We start from the raw sequence: 17,759 nt of genomic DNA on the forward strand, positions 1-17,759 counted from the left end.
TCAGCGCCTCGCCAACAGGCCCTGCGGCCGCAGAGCCAGCACCAACACCATGATGAGGAAGGTCACGACGATCGCGTAGGTCGGGATGTAGACGGAGCCAAGCTGCTCGGCGAGGCCGATGATGACGGCGCCCAGCGCCGCGCCCGGGATCGATCCCATGCCGCCGACGATGACGACCACCAGAGAGGCGAGCAGAAAGCGGGTATCTTCGCCGGGCGAAATCGATTGAAAGGTTCCGCCGACCACGCCGGCGATGCCGGCAAGCCCGGCGCCGAGCGCGAATACGACAACGAAGACGAGCTGGATCGGCACCCCGGTGGCGGCGAGCATATCGCGGTCATCGACGCCGGCGCGCACCATCATTCCGACGCGGGTCCGATTGAGCGCCAGCCACATCGCGATGCCGATCACCACTGCAGCGACGAAGATCACGAGCCGCACCATCGGGTAGCGCAGATAGACTGCCTCGCCCGACGATTTGACCGCGGTGACCAGCGGCAATTCGATCGGGCCAACCAGCCAGTTCGGGGTCTGGATCTGATAGAAATCGCCGCCGAATACCCACAGCATCAGATCCGCAAACACGATCGAAAGCCCGATCGTGACCATGGTCTGGCGCAAATCCTGCCCTTCCATGCGGCGGAAGACGACGATTTGCAGGACTACCCCGACCAGCGCCACGCCGATGAACGCGACGATGAAGCCGAGCACCCATGAGCCGGTCCAGATGCTGATGGCGTAGCCGATGTAGCCGCCGAACAGATAGAGCGAGCCGTGCGCGAGATTGACGTTGCGCATCAGGCCGAAAATCAGGGTGAACCCGCTTGCCACCAGGAAGTAGAGGCTGCCAAGCGTGATGCCGTTGAAGACGGCGTTGAGGAAGACCCGCTTTCGGCCGATCGCCTCTTCGAGGCCGGGTGGCCACACGGCAAGGATCAGCCACAGCATCACCGCGACCGCGATCAAAAGGATCAGCGCCCATGCCGGATGGCGTTCGATGAATCCTGTCACGGTTTTGGCCCGGCCGTCGCCATGCCGTCCTCCCAGACGCCGCGGCCGTTTCGGCTCGCGTTTCGGGGCATCCTAACGGCGCCGCAAACCCTGCACTTGATTGTCAGTATCTTTTCGCGCCCGGTGCGCTCAGGGCCGCAAGACTTTGGCGGCGCGGCGGTATTCGGTCGGCGCCATCCCGACATTGGCCGCGAAGAAGCGCGTGAAACCGCTCTGGGAGGAGAAGCCGAGATCGAAGCCGATATCGGCGATCGGCACCTCGGTCGCGACCAGGGCGTCCAGCGCCTGTTCCATGATGAGTGTATTGAGATAGAGGTTCGGGGTGACGCCGGTCTGGGTGCGGAACAACCGGTAGAAGTGCGGACGCGATAGCCCCGACTCCCGCGCGATCGAATCCAGTTCGATCTCGGCGCCCGGGCTTTCGGACATCAGCTTGATGGATTTGCGGACGCGAAAGTCGGTGACGGCGGCGGCGGTGCGCGTCTCCTGCACCGGCTCGGATACCTGCCAGCTCTCGTCATAGCAACTGTCGATCAACTGCCTCAGTTCGCTATCGAGGCTGCTTAACGAAGGCGCGCCGCAGACCAGCGCTGCGGCTCGCCGAATATGCCTGTCGAGGGTGACCGTCCGCTTGAAGCAGGTGCGGCCGAACCGCAGGCTGTGGGCGCGCGCCGCATCGGGAGCGAACCATTCGGCGTTGACGTAAAGGACGAAGAAGATTGCCCCGTTCTCTACATCGGTGGGGACAAAATTGTGTGGTTCCCAAGGGTTGATGGCAACAATGGAGTCTTCTGTGAGAAGCCATCGCTCATCGCACACATCAATGCGGGCGGGCGTTCCACCGACATGAAAAATCAGGTGCCCTTCGCGATGCGCGTGCATGTTGAAGGGGCGGTTCAATTGATAGACCGTCGCGCGACCGAACCGGCCGTGGAAGACGGCGAGAGCCTTGCTCATGCCTTCCCTCCCGCGGGGATGTTCTTGTCTTTTTCAGTCAGCGTTCAACATCCACCGCGAGAATGCAAGGGAAGATCACATTTCGCCCGGGCCCGAGTGGACCCCGGCGCGCGACCGGGGCCCATTCGCAAATGCGAAGAACTCAATACTTCTTGCACTCGGGAACCGTTCGGCTCGGCACCCCGATCTTGGAGAATACCGCGGGGTCGTAACCCAAGGTCTGGTTCACGTTCGGGATCACCTTCACGACCTTGCTGAACAACGCGCCCTTGCCGTCATCCACCACTTCGGTGACGAAGTTGGTTCCGATGGCCTGGCGGTTGGAGTCGAGCTTGATCTTGCCGTTGGGCGCGTCGAGCTCGATCTTGGCGAGGGCTTCCCTCAGCTTTGCCTGGTTGTTGCTGAGATCGCCGTTGGCCTGACGCAGTGCGAGGATCAGCGCCATCGTCGAGTTGTAGTAGTTGGTGGCGAGCAGCGACGGGCTCGGGAACCGCTTGTTCGGCGGGAAAGCATCCTGATAGGCCTTCACGAATTTCTGCCAGCCTGGATCCTCCCAGGTATCGGCCTGGCCACTCGCCGCGAGGGTGCCGATCAGCGCATTCTTGGCGTTGCCTTTTGCGGAGAGGATGGTTTGGTCGACCATGATCGAGCCACCCATGAGCTTGGCCTTGCCGCCGGCCTGTTGATACTGGTTCAGGAAGTTGACGGCATCGGCGCCGCCGAGGCCGAGATAGATCGCATCGACGTCGTCGGGCAGGGCGGCAATAACGGAGGCGAAGTCCTTGGTGCCGAGCGGCACCCATTGCCGATTGGTGACCTGTCCGCCTGCGCCGCAGAACTCCAGCACAAGCCCGAACACCTGGGTGTAGATGAACGAATAGTCGTCGCCTACGGTTGCGATCTTTCGGTAGCCCTTGGTTTCGTAAGCGTATTTGCCAAGGCCGACCTGCCACTGGGCGCCGTCCATGTTGTAGCGGTAGAAGTTCGGCGCCGGGTCGACATAAGTGGTTTCCTGGGCGCCGGAAGCCGCGTTGACGAAGGTCAGCTCGGGGCGCGTCTTGGCAAAATTCTTGACCGCAATGCCTTCGTCGCCGGACAGCGGCGAGAGCAGGATCTGGACCTTGTCCTGTTCGATCAGCTTGCGCACGGCACGAATGGCGGAGTCGGGCGTGGCATCCGTGGAGGCGATGATGAATTCGATTTCCTTGTCGCCGATCTTCTTGCCAAGCGCATTGAGCGCCGTCTGGTGTCCGCGTATTCCGTCCTCGCCGAGCACCGTATAGGTGCCCTCGAGTGTCGCAGTGACGCCGACCTTGATCTTCTCTTGAGCTAAGGCAGCGCCGGAAAGCAGCAGGCTGCTCAGCGCGACCAGTCCCGCACAGCTTCTATACATCGAACCCCTCCCTTGTATCGCCAGTTTTTAAGTCGTTCCAAAATCGCCAGGCCGTTGATGGCTGGTTGCCGTCGTGAGCCGGGATGCATTCCGGATCGCCGGGCGAAAGCTAGCTGATGACTGGGCCGATGCGCGCAACTTCACCTGCCGCAACTTGACAGGTAGTCTCATTTTGCATGCTGCGCCGCGACGAGATTTGCGGTGATTTAGGATCGGTGATTCAGGATTGTGGGCTACAGGGACGAAGCAATAAGTCCCTGAGTTCACTGACGGGTGCCGCAGGACTCGAACCTGCGACCGGAGCGCCGGTTGAAGTGCCAGTTTAATGCCCTCGCGAGAAGCGCGAGCGGAACCGGAGAGACATCATCATGGCCGATCTGCATAGGACGAGACGCCGGTCCATCCTGATAGGCCGTGGTGCGGACCGCGCGATGATCCGGATATTCGTGGCAGCCGCCCTGACCTTGTGCGCCGGCACCATGGCCGCCGCGGGAGCCGATCTTTATCGTGGGAAGGTCACCGTGACGGGCCAGGGCGAGGCGAACCGCATCACTGGCTTTGCTGCGTGTTTGGAGGACGTCCTCATCAAGGTATCCGGCGCACAGAAACTCGCCGGCGACCGGCGACTGGCCGCCTACAAGTCGAAGGCAAAAGATCTCGTCACGGCATTCAGCTATCGCGATCAGTTTTCGGGCAAGCCCATTCGGGACGAGCAGGGCACCCGCGACCGGCCCTACGACCTCACCGTGGCGTTCGAGGACAGCAAGATCGACGACATTCTCAGGGCGTTTGGCCTCAAGCCCTGGCTTTCACATCGTCCGCGCCTTGCCGTCTTTGTCGAGATGGAACAAGGCCCGAGGAACTATCTCGTGACAACGGATGGACCCCAGTCAGATTTGCAGCGTGAGTCGCTGCTCGCCGCGGCGGACAAGCGTGGCATGAGCATTGTGCTGCCGGGCACGGCGGCGCTGGCGAAATCGAATATCACCGGTGCTGACCTCAGGACGGCGCCGTTCCCGGCGCTGGCGCCGGTAGCGGCCGAGGCGGGTGGAGAAGTCGTTTTGGTCGGGCGATTGGTCTGGAACGACCGGGAGCTCGGCTGGGCCACACAGTGGCGGATGGACTGGGGCGACCGGAAGCACAGTTGGCAGGATCGCGGCGTCACGTTCGATGAAGCCTTCCGACGCGGCATTGGCGGCGCAGCTCAGGTCTTGTCGGGCAATGGCGATCCGGGCGGCCGCCTGCGCCGTTGAAAGCGTTCGGCCGTCGACTGCCGCAGCGATCACGGGATTGGCGAACGATCTGCCATACCAGGGAATGCGACCGATGTGGTGCGCGGTCGTTTTCGACGTCGCGTATGTCCAAACGTGAATGACTTCACAGCCGCGCTGTGCCGACGATGTTAGTTTGCTCCTTCACGAAAGAGCCTCAATGTTCCGCGATCTTTCCACTTTGAATAGCAATCGCCTGAGGGTTGCTTGAGACTGCTTATGATCGGCTAGGGTGCGCTGCTTGGTCGCAGCCCAAGTAAGAAACCACGACATGGAGATTTTGGACTGACTGATAGCCGCGAGCTTTTGGCTCCGGCTGGCAGAATGAAAGGAGCGGGGCGATGGAGCCGATTTGCTCTCATTTTATCGGCCGTTCGGAAGCGTTTTTGCGAGTGAACTCTCTTATTCAAAAGATTGCAGCTTGTTCAGCGAATGTCCTTGTTCGAGGCGAAACGGGCACCGGCAAGGAGCTGGCTGCGCGGACAATCCATTATTCGGGCCCGCGAAAATCGGGGCCGTTCGTGCCGGTCAATTGTGCCGGGATTCCAGACACGCTGTTCGAGAGCGAACTCTTCGGGCATGAAAAAGGTGCCTTTACCAATGCCGGCAGCGCCCGAACGGGGCTTGTCGCGGCCGCCAATCGCGGCACGCTGTTTCTCGACGAGGTCGACGCGCTGTCGCTCAAGGGGCAGGCCGCGCTGCTTCGTTTCCTGCAGGATGCGCAGTTCCGGCCCGTCGGTTCGGTCGCGCTAAGGACGGCCGATGTCAGGGTGGTGGCGGCGAGCAATGCCGATCTCGAAGCCGCGGTGCGGGCTCGTTCGTTCCGGGAAGACCTCTATTTTCGGCTCAACGCGCTGACCATCGAACTGCCTCCCTTGCGCGAGCGACGCGTGGACATTCCGTTCCTCACCGATTTCTTCGTCGAGCGGTATCGCGATGCGCGCGGCAGCCGGGAGATCGTTGTCGGCGTTGCCACGCGGACCGCGCTGACGGCCTATGCCTGGCCGGGCAATATCCGCGAGCTCGAAAACGTTGTCTTGCGGGGAATCGTGCTCGCGGAGGGTAATCAGTTCGCTCTGCCCGAGCATGTGCAGCGCGCGGGCTTGGCCGCGGGCGGACAAGATGATTGCGACAGCACCCCTGTCTATTCGGGAAGCATGCGTGAGATCTGTCAACGCGAGTTGCGCAAGGTCGAAGAGAATTATCTGCGTTGGCTGCTTCACCAGACCAAGGGGAATATTTCAGCGGCTGCGAAGAAAGCCTCCACGGAGCGCAGGCATATGGGTCGCAAGCTGCGTCAGCTCGGGATCGATCATCTGACCTACCGGTGATCACTGCGCCACGAGATCGGACGGCATTGACGGCTGCGCGATCCGCATCAGGTTCACCCATGTCGCGATCGCCTCCTGCTCTTCAGTCGTAATGTCGGGCGAGGACATTGTCGGCGTCAGCGTTCGATTGTCGCCGAAATTGCCGACGATGCGCGCCTTGAACGCCTCTTCGGCCTGCCGGCGGGCCTCCGCTTCCTTGCGGGCTTGTTTCTCTGCGGCAATCTTGTCCCAATCCTCCTTTCCCATGGGAAGGGCGCTGTCCATCAGGATAGCGGCGCCGATGCCGGCGGCCGCGCCGACTAGGAATCCAGCGACCGCGCCTACCGCCGTCCCGGGGCCCGGGACGATCGAGCCGACCGCGGCGCCAATCTCGGTGGACAGGATGGCAATGCCGGCTGCACGGGCGAGGCGTGTCGGGACTTCGCCCTCGCTATGCTCGCGGTCCTCGGTGGCGATGCTGATACCCTCGGTCACGACGGCAAAGGTGCCGCCGACGCCGGCGCGTCCGCCGAATTTCGCCCAGGGCGATGCGGCGAGGCCCTGGGACGTCGCGCGGTTGACGATCATCGCCTCGACGCGATGCTCGATGGCAGATTGCGTTCCACCGATCAGCGTGTCGCGCGCGCCGGCCTTGGCCAGTTCGATCTGCCAATCGGGATGCTCGCGCTCGTCGATCCACATCATGCCCAACGTCGTCGCAACGCCGACGACAAAGCCTGTCCCGGCGCCGCGCTTGGCGGCGGAAGCCGTGGCCTTGCCGGAGCCGAGCCGCGCTTCGGCCGCCGTCGCCGGCGTGACCGCCTCGCCCGGAGCGCCCGGCAGCTTCGTGCGCGCGGTATCGGCAAGTCCTTCAAGACCTGCGAGGCCTTCCGTCGTGACGTTGGTGCGCAGAACGCGGCCAGCGAGGTGCTCCTGCACACCGGACTGCGCGGCGCTGTATTGCTCGGGGGTGATCTGACCCGAGTGAAATGCATTGTCGAGTGCATCGGGCGAGTTGATCGCGATCAGGCTGCCCCCGGTCCCTTTCAGCACGATCGGGCTGTCTTGCAGCACGGCGCCAAAACGCTCGCGCATCTTTCCGGACCAGGCCTGCGGTTTGCCGGTCGCGTCGACATTGGCGCCCCTCAGCTCGGAACGAAACGCCGCCACGTCGTCCGCATTGAAGGCGAGCTGGGCGTTGGCGAGGTATTGCGCCCGTACCGCGGCAAAGCCGGGCGAGTTGCGCGTGAGCGTATGGTCGCCGGAAAGATTGCGCAACGCGGCGAGCATCGGGTCGGAATCCACCGCGGTGGTCCAGCGCATGGTGCCGCTGCCGGGAGCTCCCGGAGAACGCGGATCGGCAATTCCCTCTCCGATGCGTGCACCGACGTACCCCGTGTGCGAGCTGCCGATTTCAAGCACGCGGGTCGCGGGCGTCGTTCCCGTGCCGCCGCCCCGCGCGGCATCGGCAGCGGCGGCGAAGTCGGCGGCCGCGTCAACGCTGATCACCCGGCTGGAGGCTGTCTTGCCAAGCTCTCTCATAGCCTGGTCGAACTGGGCCGCGTCCATCCGCTGCTGCCCACCCGCCATGCTGCCTGATCCGCGCATGGATTCAGGCAGGCTGTCGGCGCGCGGTGCGCGTGTCGCAAGATCCTGCAGCGAGGTGATGGACACCTTGCTGCCGTCCTTGAGGGTGACCTCGATCGGGGATGAACGGAGCGAGGCGTCATAGAGATCCTTGAAGCCCGCCCGCGTTACCATCCTGTTCGTGCCGCCCGTAGGTGCGGCGTTCGGGTCGGCGATTGCACTGCGCATGGCGGCGAGATCGCCTTCCGGTACCGCGAACATCGTATCTGAGAGAAAGCGCGCCTCGGCGGCCGCATAATCCGGCGTCCCAGGGGTCAGTGGCTTGCCGGACGCCGTCTGGAGATGGTTCAGGATCAGGTTGGCGTTCGGCGCCGCGCTGGGGCGCCGCCCTTGGGTGTCGAGCAGGATATCGAGCTTGTTGAAATACTGCTTCTTGCGGTCGTCGTATGTCGCCGCCCCGCTCGTCGTCACCGAGATCAGGTTGATGCCGAGGATCTGCGGAACGGTGGATCTTGGCCCGAAATCGACCACCGGAAAATTGTGCTGTGACGGCGGATGGTAGACTCCGTTGCGGTCCGTCCAACCGCGGGTATTCATGTCCTCGACGCCCATGCCCCATCCGGTGCGCCAATCGGACTGGACACTGAGTTCGCCGACGGCGCCGCGGAAGTTCTGGTCGGCGAGCTGGACAGGGAAGTTGCCTTGCTTGCGCGGAATCGCCAAGTCTAGCAGCGACGACGAGCGGCCGCCGAGCGTCGTGTCGAGCATCCCATAGCGGCCGAGCCCGCCATATTGCGGCAACGTGCCGGGACGGGTCCAATCGTCTTCATGCGTGCCCCAGCCCATCCCCGTGGTCACCAAGGGCGAACCACCAAGCCCCGGCAGGCCTGGCATGAACGCATTGTCGAACACCGGCATGATCGCATCGGAATTCGCCAGCACCAGATTGGCGACGGTGCCCGTGACGCGCTGGTAGCCCAGCGTATCGATATACGCGTTGATCTGCCGCCCGTTCATGATCGGGCCGGTCAGGGTGACGTCAGCCGGGCCGTAGGCAACCGTGATATCCGCTTTGAGGATGAGCCAGTCGCGCGAACGCGCCCCGGCCTGCAGCGTGAAGAACGCCATCGGCGTTTCGTCTGTCTTGTCGGCCAGGAAGATGAATCCGCGCCCGATGCGCCGCTTCCGTTCGTCCTCAATTTCGAGCTTGAGCTGGTCCCAGGCAGCTGTCTCCGGGCTCGACACTTTGAAACGGGCAATGATCCTTGTGGTCTCGCGCGCTTGCGCGATCAGCTCCCCATTGGTCATCGATTGGACGTCGATGGTTGTCGGATCCTGTGTGAAGTCCAACCCGTCGGACACAGGTTCGGCTGGTGCCTCCGCTTCGGAACTAGACGTCTGGGCGTCGCCTTCAGGCATGCTATCGGGATCGCAGACCAGAGGCGCTTCGCTTGAGACTTGATCGGTCCCGGGCGGACCTTCGCGGTTGACACTTGCTGCCGGCGCGGTGCGCGGCGCTGCGGCATCGGGCTCGCCGCCGAGCACTTTCGGCGCCAGCGTCCGTGCCTCGGCTTCGGATGCTTCATGGCCTCCGCTCACCGGCGCCGCGCCCGCGCCAAAGGCGGCATATTGGCCGGCATGGACCAGTTCGTGCCCGAGAAGATCGCGGCCACTGCCCTCATCCGGCGCGTAGAGATCCGGGCGAACGAAAATGTGGTTTTGCCACTGTGCAGCGCGCGCGTTGGTGAATCGGGTAAACGCGCCGGCGCCGGAATCGCGGTGCAGCCTGACATCGTCGAGCGGAAGTCCGAGCGATTGCTCGGCAGGTGCGCGCAAGTGTGTGGGAAGCGCTTCGCCTGGTCCCTGTCGCTCCGCGGCGCGGGACATCGTCTCGGTATCGTGCGTCACCGGCGCGGCCGGAGCCCTGACCTTGCGGCGGGATGACCCCTCGGCTCCGGCGGCGGCGCTCATTCTGCCGCCTCGCGTGCAACCGGTTGATCCATCAGCGCGCGATAGCGGCCGAACTCGGCGAGGGCAGGCACGCGGCCATGTTTCGCGAGTTGCCGCGACACCGAACGCAGCAGCAGCGCCATATCGATCGCTGTGCCAAGCCGTGCGGCGCGGAACGCGGCATCGAGAGTGACGGAGCGGATATCGCCGCCGGTGAAGGTGAACTGGCGCGCGAGGAAGGCGATGTCGATGTCGTCACCGAGCGGAGCTTCTGATGGCAGCGAACGCCGCCAGATTTCGGTGCGCAGCGACGCGTCGGGGACCGGAAATTCGATCACGAAATCGAGCCGGCGCAGGAAGGCCTGGTCGATATTGGCGGCGATGTTGGAAGCCAGGATCACCGGGCCGTCATGATCTTCCAGGCGCTGCAGCAGATAGGCTGTTTCGATATTGGCGTAACGGTCATGCGCGTCCTTGACCTCGCTCCTTGTGCCGAAGATGGCGTCGGCTTCGTCAAACAGGATCGCGACGTCGGAGGCGCGCGCGGCGCTGAAGACGCGTTCGAGGTTCTTCTCCGTCTCGCCAATATATTTGCTGACGAGTCCCGACAGGTCGATCCGCCAGATCTCGTAGCCGGCGTGTCGTGAGATGATTCCCGCCGCCATCGTCTTGCCCGTGCCGGACGGACCGGTGAACAGCGCCGTCACCCCGCCACGCCGCCCGCGGCCTACGCTTGCAAAACCCCAGTCCTCGAAAATCCGGGCGCTATTGGCCATGGCGCCGGCGAAATCGCGCAAGGAATCATGGGTGGTCGGTGGCAGCACCAGGCTGTCCCAGTCGGCGTTTCGATCGAGCCGCGTGGCGAGTGGACCGAACGCAGCGCGGTTGATCTGTCCCGCCGCATCCATCAGCGCTTCGCCGTCGACGACATGCTCGGCCTGTCCGCGCATGGCCTGCAGGCTGAGCGAGCGGACCGCCCGGCCGATTTCCGCCGGCCCAAGCCGGTGACGACGGGCGACGCGGTCAAGATCGGCCTGCCGCGCGTCGAGCCCGGCGCTCGCGAGCGCCTCGCGCCAGCGATGCTGACGCGTTTCGCGGCAGTGTTCGCGATCGCGGATCACGAGCGGCGCGGCGTCCGCGCCAAAAGCGGTGAGCCAGGCGGCCTCATCGGGTGCGGAGACGAATACCGGAACATGCCCGTGCGCCAGCCGCGCGACGTCGCCATGCGCGGTTCCCGCCTCAGTGACCAGCAGCAATCCCGCGCGATGCAGCCGCGCGAGCATCACCAGATCGGCAAGGGTATCGGCGGACCATGTCTTTCCAGCTTGCGGCATCGTCGCGATCACGAGGCCCCGTCCAAGCCGCGCCAGCAGATCGAGGATCGCTTCGCGCTGCCCGATCCGGTCGGTGCCGGACATCAGGACGATTGGCCGTGCGGAAGGTGTGGCCATGACGACATCGAGATCGGCGAGCGCGTTGCGTTCCGACTGAACCTCGTTCCGGGGCACGATGGTGATGTCGGCGGGGAGTGCTTCGTCCCGCAGGAAGCTCGCAAGATAGGGATGAACGCGCAGGCCGTTGCGATCACGGCACCGCGTCCCGCCGGCCTCCTGCACCTGCAACATCAACCGTTCGCGGCAGAGCCGTCCATCCGGCGCCGCGGCACACTGAACGTCCGCGCCGCCGAGCCGCAATCCAAGATGCGCGGAGAACCAATTCAGCGTCGCATCGTCATGCAGCAAGGCATAGAGACTGGCATAGCGCGGATCGAGATCGGGTGCTGCCGCCGCCACCAACGCAAACGCTTCCGCTTGCTGAAGCCCGAAATGGGCCACGACGGTGCACCACATCGGGGGCAGATCATGGACCGTGAAATCGGCGATCGAGGCCGGCTCATCCATGGCAAGGAGCGCCTCCACGAGGTCGCACGGCGCGTTCGCCGATGCCGGCCGTCCGCCGAACCTTGCCGCAAGGCTTGCCGCCTCCTGCCTGATCCGGCGGTCGAGAATCTCTGGCACGAGGAATCTCATTCCACACTCCCGCGGCGAAGAACCAACTGCCGGTCATCGCGCAGCCAGATTTCGCGGTCACCGATGCGCGTGATGGCAAGCAGGATATCGAGCGGTGGTCGCGCCAGTTCGATCTCGATCCGCTTGCCGGCGATTCGCACGCTTCCTTCCGCGCGAAGCAGATTGCTCCAAAGGAACGGCGCGCTCGATCCGTCGAAGCCGGGCAGGCGTCCGGCAAATGCCCGTAGTGCGAGAAGCGCCGGACGGACCAGGCGCTGCGCGAGATCCGGTCCGACCAGCGCAGCGGCGCCCCCGATGAGCCATGCCGTTTCAGTCGCACGCGCGCGCCGCCAGATTTGCCGGCTGCGAATCCGCAACGGCGGCGGCGCCTTTCGTAAAGCGCGTTTGACCTGGCCAAGCGTCAGTCCGCTCGGAAGATCGAACAGCATCTGCCAGACCGGGTCGCGCCAGATCTGCGCGGCGCCGTCCGGACCGGCGACGGTCGCGAGCAACAGCAGTGTCAGCAATTGGTCCGGATCAGCGCCCTTCGGCGCCGCGCCGCGATGCATTCGATCCAGCGGCAGTTCGTCGACGAACGGCCAGAGCAGCGCGAGATTGGCAAAGGGCGTGAAATGCGAACCATCCTGCTTGCGGCGCGGTGACGTCGGCGCCACCGCATCGGCACCGACAAGTTTCGCAACGGCCTCGCGCCCCGCCACGCCGAGCCGGGTGTAGAGCGCCCGGGCGGCTTGCGGAAGGGGAGCTGCGACAATCGCCTCCGCTGCGACCGAAGCTTTCGGTCGTCTGGTCCGCTGCGCGTTACGCGTCTTCGCTGTGGCGAGTGCACCTGCGACAAGGTTGGCGGCGGTTGCGACGGCACCAAGCGGCATGTCGAGATCGCGCCCGCATGCTTCCATCATGAGCGTCAACGCCACGAGGGCGGGCTCATCTCGCGCGATGTGGGGCAGTGCGGCGAGTTGCAACAGCGCTGCTTCGGCCGCGGTGTCGGCCGGCGACGCGATCGTCCCGAGGAGGCGCTGCGCTTCGGCAACGCCCAGAACATGCGGAAGCCTGAGGCGCACGGGCTCGGCAAGACATCGCAGCGCCGCGTGCGCTTCCTCGATGTCGCGTTCGAGCACCGTGGCGATGGCGCGCGATCGCGCGAGCACGGACAGATTTTCGAACGGCGCAAACCACCAGCGATCGACGGGGGCGCCCTCGATCAGCGCAGCCAGATAGGCCGCAAGCCGCGCGGCGCGGCTTTCGAAGACGATCGTTCGTTCATCCGGCGTCCGCACCAGCGCATCGATCGCCACGCCAATCCTGCGGCCGAGTTCGAGGCCGATACGTTCGGGCGGAATGTCGCCGATCGCCGTGAGGTCGACTTCCAGGCGCCTTATATGGACGGCCTCGTGTCCTTCCATCCCCGGCGCCAGCGCCAGCCCCCGCTTGAGATCGCGCCGCGCCGCATCCGCAATCCTGTCCCGCAAGGCAGCGGGATCCCTCACGCCGGCGGCGGCGATCTCGAGCGAGAGACGGCCGATCGCAAGCTGCGTCATGTCAGTCTCCGATCCTGGCTGCGAGCTGCGCGAGTTCGCGGCGCAAATCGGCAATCTCGTTCGACTGCGCCTTGACGGCCCGGGCGACGAGACGGCCGACATCTGCCGCATGTAGTCCGACGGCAACCGCGACGGTCTCGCGCGTTCCGGCTGATACCGAGCCCAAGGCCCGGCCGACGATCAGGGGCGCAAGATCGCCCGCGGTCTCGTCGAAGCGGCGGCCGATACCATCGCCGCGACCGGATGGCTCGATCAGATCGCCCGGGGCGATCGGGCCGTCGAGTGCGAGCGGCACCTGTCCGACGAGTGCGATCTTCTCGAAGCCTGCGATGTCTGGCCGCCAGTTGCCGAGAACCGCCGGAGCTTCGCTGGTCGCGAACAGGGCTTCGGCGCCATCCGTCTGCAGCGACACATGGCCGTGCCGCAGTCCGACGATGCGGCACGCACCGATCGGCGCCTGGCCTGATTTGCGCGGCAGGCATTCGGCGAAATCCGCCGAGCTCGTGTTGAGGGTCACCTTGTTGGCAGCGCCGCTGGTGCCTTCGATGCCGCCGATCGCCGTGTTGCCGTTAAAGAACGTCACGAAATTGTTGTTTTCCGTTGCGACGCCGGCTGCGATCCTGAGGGCCAGCACGTCGGCATTGTCAGAACCATTGGTGTTCTCGATCAACGCAACATGGCTAGCGATGCTGGCAGCGGCGCCCGAGATCGAGTCCGCGACATGGAAACGTGCGATCGGCGATTGTGCGCCGATGCCGATCCCGACATTGCCGTTGTCGAACGTGACGGTGCGCGCGCCTTCGTTCCAGAGATAGCCGCGGTCTTCTCCGCGTTCCCATGACATCGCCATTCGCTGCGCGCCGTCTGCCAGGAGCGAGACCCTCGGTGAACCAACGCCTGCTGTGGTATCGATGCGCAGCTCGGGGCTCGATGCCTGCATGTGAAAAGGGACCGCCGGAGCGGCGATGCCAACGCCGACCCTTCCCGATGCATCGACCACGACACGGCTGGTTTCGCTCATGCCGGCATGAACGACGACCGCGCCGCCGGTCCGCTGCAGATCGAGATCAGAGGCCGCGCCGCCGGTTCGTGCGGCGATCTCGCCGGGGTCCAATCGGAGCTCCTCGCCGGAGGCGGGATCGGTGATCGTCACCTTGGAGGCCGGCGCGGTCGTGCCGATGCCGACATTGCCCTGGCTGGTGATCGTCATCCGCGTCGCCTGCGCGGTGCCGAAATCAAGGCTCGACGAAATGTGGTGATAGGTCACCCAGCCGGCCTTCCTTTCGGCCGCGGTTGCCGCGCCGGTGGCGAAATAGAGATTGGAATCGAAGCCGGGGTCGCATTTGAGGGTGATGCCGGAATTGGCCGCACTCGCCACGACGAGGTCGTTGCCGGTTCCGTCATAAGTCTCGGGCTCCATCGTCCGGAGGCCGAGATGGCCGGTATCGGTCAGCGTCATCCAGAAGGGCTGGTTCTGGACGGGATCGCCGCCATGCTCGAAGTGCAGCTTGCGCTTCGCTTTCTCGTACTCGATCCGCCCGTCGGTATTGGTCGGCGGCTGCTCGGTGAAGACCAGGCGGGAGGATTTATGCGCGGCGCTGGCGATGGCGACACGCGCTTCGTCGTCCGAGGTCACGAGCAGGTTGTTGTTGTCGAGATTGCCGGGCAGGCCGGGCCCGATGCCGGCGCGTCCCTTGCTGTCGACGATGAAGCGCGGGTCGAGATCGGCCGTGCCGGCGTCGAACGGCCCGACCGTGAAACGGTTCGCACCATCAGGCGCGGCCCCGATCGCGGTCTGGAGATCCTCGCCATTGGCGGCATTCTTCGCGGATGTGAATCGGCGCAGCCAGAGCGGCGCGTTGTTTTTTTCGGCGCCGGTTATGTCGCGCAGCTCGAGCCTGGTTCCCCATAGCCGCACGTCGCCGCGGGCGCGCGTGTGGCCCTCGATCCAGACAAGCTCCTTGCCGACGAAGCGCTGGCCGACCGCGGCGAGGTCGTCGACCGAAATCGCCGTCTTCTGCGCCAGGTCGTCGATGGATTGTCCGGCGGCGAGTTCGGCGCGGCGGTCCATCAGCCGGATCACGCCGTCGGCGGCAAGAACCTGCTCGGCGATCACGCCGACGTTGCGTCGCAGCGTGCGCGACAGGCGCATCGTCGGTTCGTCCGGCTCGACGAACTGCCCGGGCACACCGGCCTGCCAGACCACGGCGCCGACCGGAACCAGTGCGAACGCGGTGTCATCCGGGAAAAACTGGTGCGGTGCGGATTCGTCGAGCACGATCGGTGCTTGCGGGTCGAGCGTCAGCAGGAAGCGGCGCGGATCCTCCTCAGGCGTGCCCGCGATGACCACTCCGGCGGAGCGATCCTTCGGCTGGATCTTCGCGCCCACTTCGATGGCCACAGTCTCGCGGAGCCTGGCATAGGCTTCGTTTGCGTCCGAACAGCCTTCGAAGGTGACGCGATTGGCGCGCCAGGCCCGCGCATCGAAGCGCAGCCAGACCGGATAGACGCCGGAAGCAAGCCGCGACAGCCGGCCTGCGGGCACCGCCATTGGCGCGGCGACGACGAGCATCCGTCCGTAGAGATCGGTCGCAACCCCAGGCGTCACGAAATACTGCACCTCGCCACCGCTTGCGGTCGCCACGACTTCGCAGCCGGCATGCACGCCCCAGGAATGCGGACCGAGGGCTGCAATGCGCGAAAGATCGCGCGCGAAATCGATCGCGGCGGTCAGGTCCGCGGCGCCGAGCGTCTGGCCTTCGAAATAGATCGGGCGATCGGGGTTCGAGGCTGACATCGGTGTCTCTCCCTATTTCCGCCGGGGCTTGGCGGCGGCTTGCTTCGGTGCGGCGGTTTCCAGCACCGCAATCCGGTCGTTCTGCTCGGCGATTGTCTTGCGGAGCGCGGCGATCTCGGCGCCGAGGTCGCTGCTGCTCTGCGCGGCCGCGCCGGGTAACCGGATTCCCAGCGGCGCCATCATCGCATCGACCGGCGCCGCTTCGCGCAACGGTCGAACCAGTCCGGCGAAAACCCGGTTTGCCGCATCGAGGCGCGGCCCGGTCGTCTGCGCGCCGCGCGGCCCCGCCAGCACCGCCATCAGGTCATTGTCAGAGACGGCGCCAGGGCCGGCTTCAAAGACCGGTATCCCGCCGGCGCGCTTTGCCATCACGCTCGCCAGCGAGCGGGCCATGAAGGTCGTGCCGGCACTCATGCCTTGAGGATCTGTATCCATGGTTTTCGCCTTTGCCATTTCGGGGCTCGCTGCGGCGGCCTTTGGCACAGCGCCTTCCTCGCCCGAGACAGCATCGCTCGTTTTGGCGCCGTGTTTGTCGACATTGTCGAACAGGCCGAAGGCCTCGCAGCACATCAGATGGATGTATTCGCGGATGACAGCGATTTGAGGCAGCCAGCCGAGCCAGTAGTTCATGGCCGGCCATGTCACGAGCTGGCGCCGCAGCGGCGTCCAGTTGCAGACCGAGATGATCTCGCAATTGCCACGCCGGACCTTGACGACCGCGATCGGAATGCGCGGGTCCTCCGCTTCCGGGCAGGACGGCAGCATGGCCGAGCACAGGCAATCGAGCATCATCTCGAACATGATGATGATCAGTTCCTGTACGGCGATCTTGCTGGTCTGCTCGAAGGTCTGCTGATTGTCGGTCGGCGGAATGGGAATAGCCATCAGCCGGTCGATCAGCGAGCAATCGTGACCGCCACGGCGCATCAACAGGCGTTTCAGGTTGTTGCGTACGTCGCAGAACCAGCGGACGGCCTGCTGCCGGAAGGCGGCTTCATTCGCCGATCCGGAGGGGAGAGGCGGTATGGCGTCCTCGATCTCGCGCAGACAACATCGCAGCCGCTCGATGAAAGGCCCTTCCAACCCGTCAAGCCCGCCGCTGATCAGATGCGCGGGATCGCGCTGCGGATCTTTCGGCTTTTCGTCGGGCAAGCGGAAGACGTCGTAGCGGTATGATTCGCAGGTGTATTGCGGCACGCAGGCCGGCGGCGCACCGCGCCGGAGCACCGGCTCGGCGGAATTCGCAACATTCGTCACCGCCTTTGCCGGCGTCGCCGAACATCCGCAGCCGCAACCGCCTTTCGAACCGGAGCCGCCGCAGCCGCACCCGCCCTTCGATCCCGAACCGCCACAGCCGCAGGAACCCTTCGCGCTTGCAGGCGGTTCGGCACGGGAGGGCGCTTCGGCATAACGAATGGTGAGAACCCAGTCCTCGATAACCTCGGCGCAATCGTCTTTTCCCGGCGCGTAGGGCCTGCAATCGGGTTCGTCCGTTTCCCGGCATTTCGCGATCAGCGCGCAGATATCGACCGAGTCGGGCTTGCAGACCACGATGTCCTCGCCGCACGGGGAGATTGCGTAGCCCGTCGTGACGCGAACCCTGTCGCCGCATGGATCGCATTGCGCCTCCAATCCGCAGACGATGCCGGCGCCGACCAGATAGCGATTATGCAGCTTGTTCTTGGCGATCACGTAGTCCTGCAGACCGTTCAACTCCTTTTCGGTCAGGAGTTGCCCTGCGAAGAAGCGCGGCCGGCAGTAGCATTCGAGCCCGCCGCAATCGGGGCAGGGATCGCAGCACGGGTCGGTCTTTGTCTTCGATGTCGTCGCAGCTCCGGTGGCGTCGCCCCAGGACACGCCGCGCCAGGCTGACGTGTCGGTGTTGATGGTCCATTTCGTGTCGGAAGCCATGATC

The 17,759-nt window shown here is 64.8% G+C and carries 10 protein-coding genes; 2 read left to right on the forward strand and 8 right to left on the reverse strand.

The genetic code is table 11. The features are described from left to right. From IVB05_RS06880 to IVB05_RS06890, 3 genes are all read right to left on the reverse strand, one after another. Positions 1-1,011 (reverse strand): branched-chain amino acid ABC transporter permease, encoded by a 1,011-nt coding sequence (locus tag IVB05_RS06880; RefSeq protein ID WP_247783660.1) that lies wholly within the window; start codon positions 1,009-1,011, stop codon positions 1-3. 129 nt (positions 1,012-1,140) lie between these two features. After that, positions 1,141-1,968 carry an AraC family transcriptional regulator gene (locus IVB05_RS06885; RefSeq protein ID WP_247783661.1) on the reverse strand — a complete coding sequence of 276 codons (828 nt, stop codon included), beginning with the start codon at positions 1,966-1,968 and terminating at the stop codon, positions 1,141-1,143. Between the two features lie 142 nt (positions 1,969-2,110). Then, positions 2,111-3,361, reverse strand: coding sequence for an ABC transporter substrate-binding protein (locus IVB05_RS06890; RefSeq protein WP_247783662.1), 1,251 nt, complete (start codon positions 3,359-3,361; stop codon positions 2,111-2,113). A 446-nt stretch (positions 3,362-3,807) separates the two neighbouring features. Here IVB05_RS06890 and IVB05_RS06895 point away from each other — a divergent pair, with 446 nt between their 5' ends. Both IVB05_RS06895 and IVB05_RS06900 read left to right on the forward strand, forming a co-directional pair. Then, on the forward strand, positions 3,808-4,614 hold the full coding sequence (locus tag IVB05_RS06895) for a DUF2066 domain-containing protein (protein WP_247783663.1): 807 nt from the start codon (positions 3,808-3,810) through the stop codon (positions 4,612-4,614). A 359-nt stretch (positions 4,615-4,973) separates the two neighbouring features. Beyond that, positions 4,974-5,963 carry a sigma-54 dependent transcriptional regulator gene (locus IVB05_RS06900; protein WP_247783664.1) on the forward strand — a complete coding sequence of 330 codons (990 nt, stop codon included), beginning with the start codon at positions 4,974-4,976 and terminating at the stop codon, positions 5,961-5,963. Here the strand turns inward: IVB05_RS06900 and IVB05_RS06905 are convergent, their stop codons facing one another. Genes IVB05_RS06905 through IVB05_RS06925 form a run of 5 tightly spaced genes read right to left on the reverse strand, consistent with a single transcriptional unit; the run spans position 5,964 to position 17,755 of the window. Then, the gene (locus tag IVB05_RS06905; protein WP_247783665.1) at positions 5,964-9,500 is read right to left on the reverse strand and encodes a DUF4157 domain-containing protein; all 3,537 of its coding nucleotides are present in this window, start codon (positions 9,498-9,500) and stop codon (positions 5,964-5,966) included. Continuing rightward, on the reverse strand, positions 9,497-11,509 hold the full coding sequence (locus IVB05_RS06910; RefSeq protein WP_247783666.1) for an ATP-binding protein: 2,013 nt from the start codon (positions 11,507-11,509) through the stop codon (positions 9,497-9,499). The genes IVB05_RS06905 and IVB05_RS06910 overlap by 4 nt, the downstream gene beginning before the upstream one ends. Further along, positions 11,506-13,047: a hypothetical protein gene (locus tag IVB05_RS06915; protein ID WP_247783667.1), complete on the reverse strand. Its 1,542-nt coding sequence runs from the start codon at positions 13,045-13,047 to the stop codon at positions 11,506-11,508. Before IVB05_RS06915 ends, IVB05_RS06910 begins: the two co-directional genes overlap by 4 nt. A gap of 1 nt (position 13,048) precedes the next feature. Continuing rightward, a complete protein-coding gene (locus tag IVB05_RS06920) occupies positions 13,049-15,844 on the reverse strand; it encodes a hypothetical protein (RefSeq protein WP_247783668.1) in 2,796 nt (931 codons plus the stop codon). A 12-nt stretch (positions 15,845-15,856) separates the two neighbouring features. Next, a complete protein-coding gene (locus IVB05_RS06925; RefSeq protein WP_247783669.1) occupies positions 15,857-17,755 on the reverse strand; it encodes a hypothetical protein in 1,899 nt (632 codons plus the stop codon). Positions 17,756-17,759: the final 4 nt, after the last annotated feature.

This window comes from Bradyrhizobium sp. 170 (genome assembly GCF_023101085.1).
Taxonomy (GTDB): domain Bacteria; phylum Pseudomonadota; class Alphaproteobacteria; order Rhizobiales; family Xanthobacteraceae; genus Bradyrhizobium.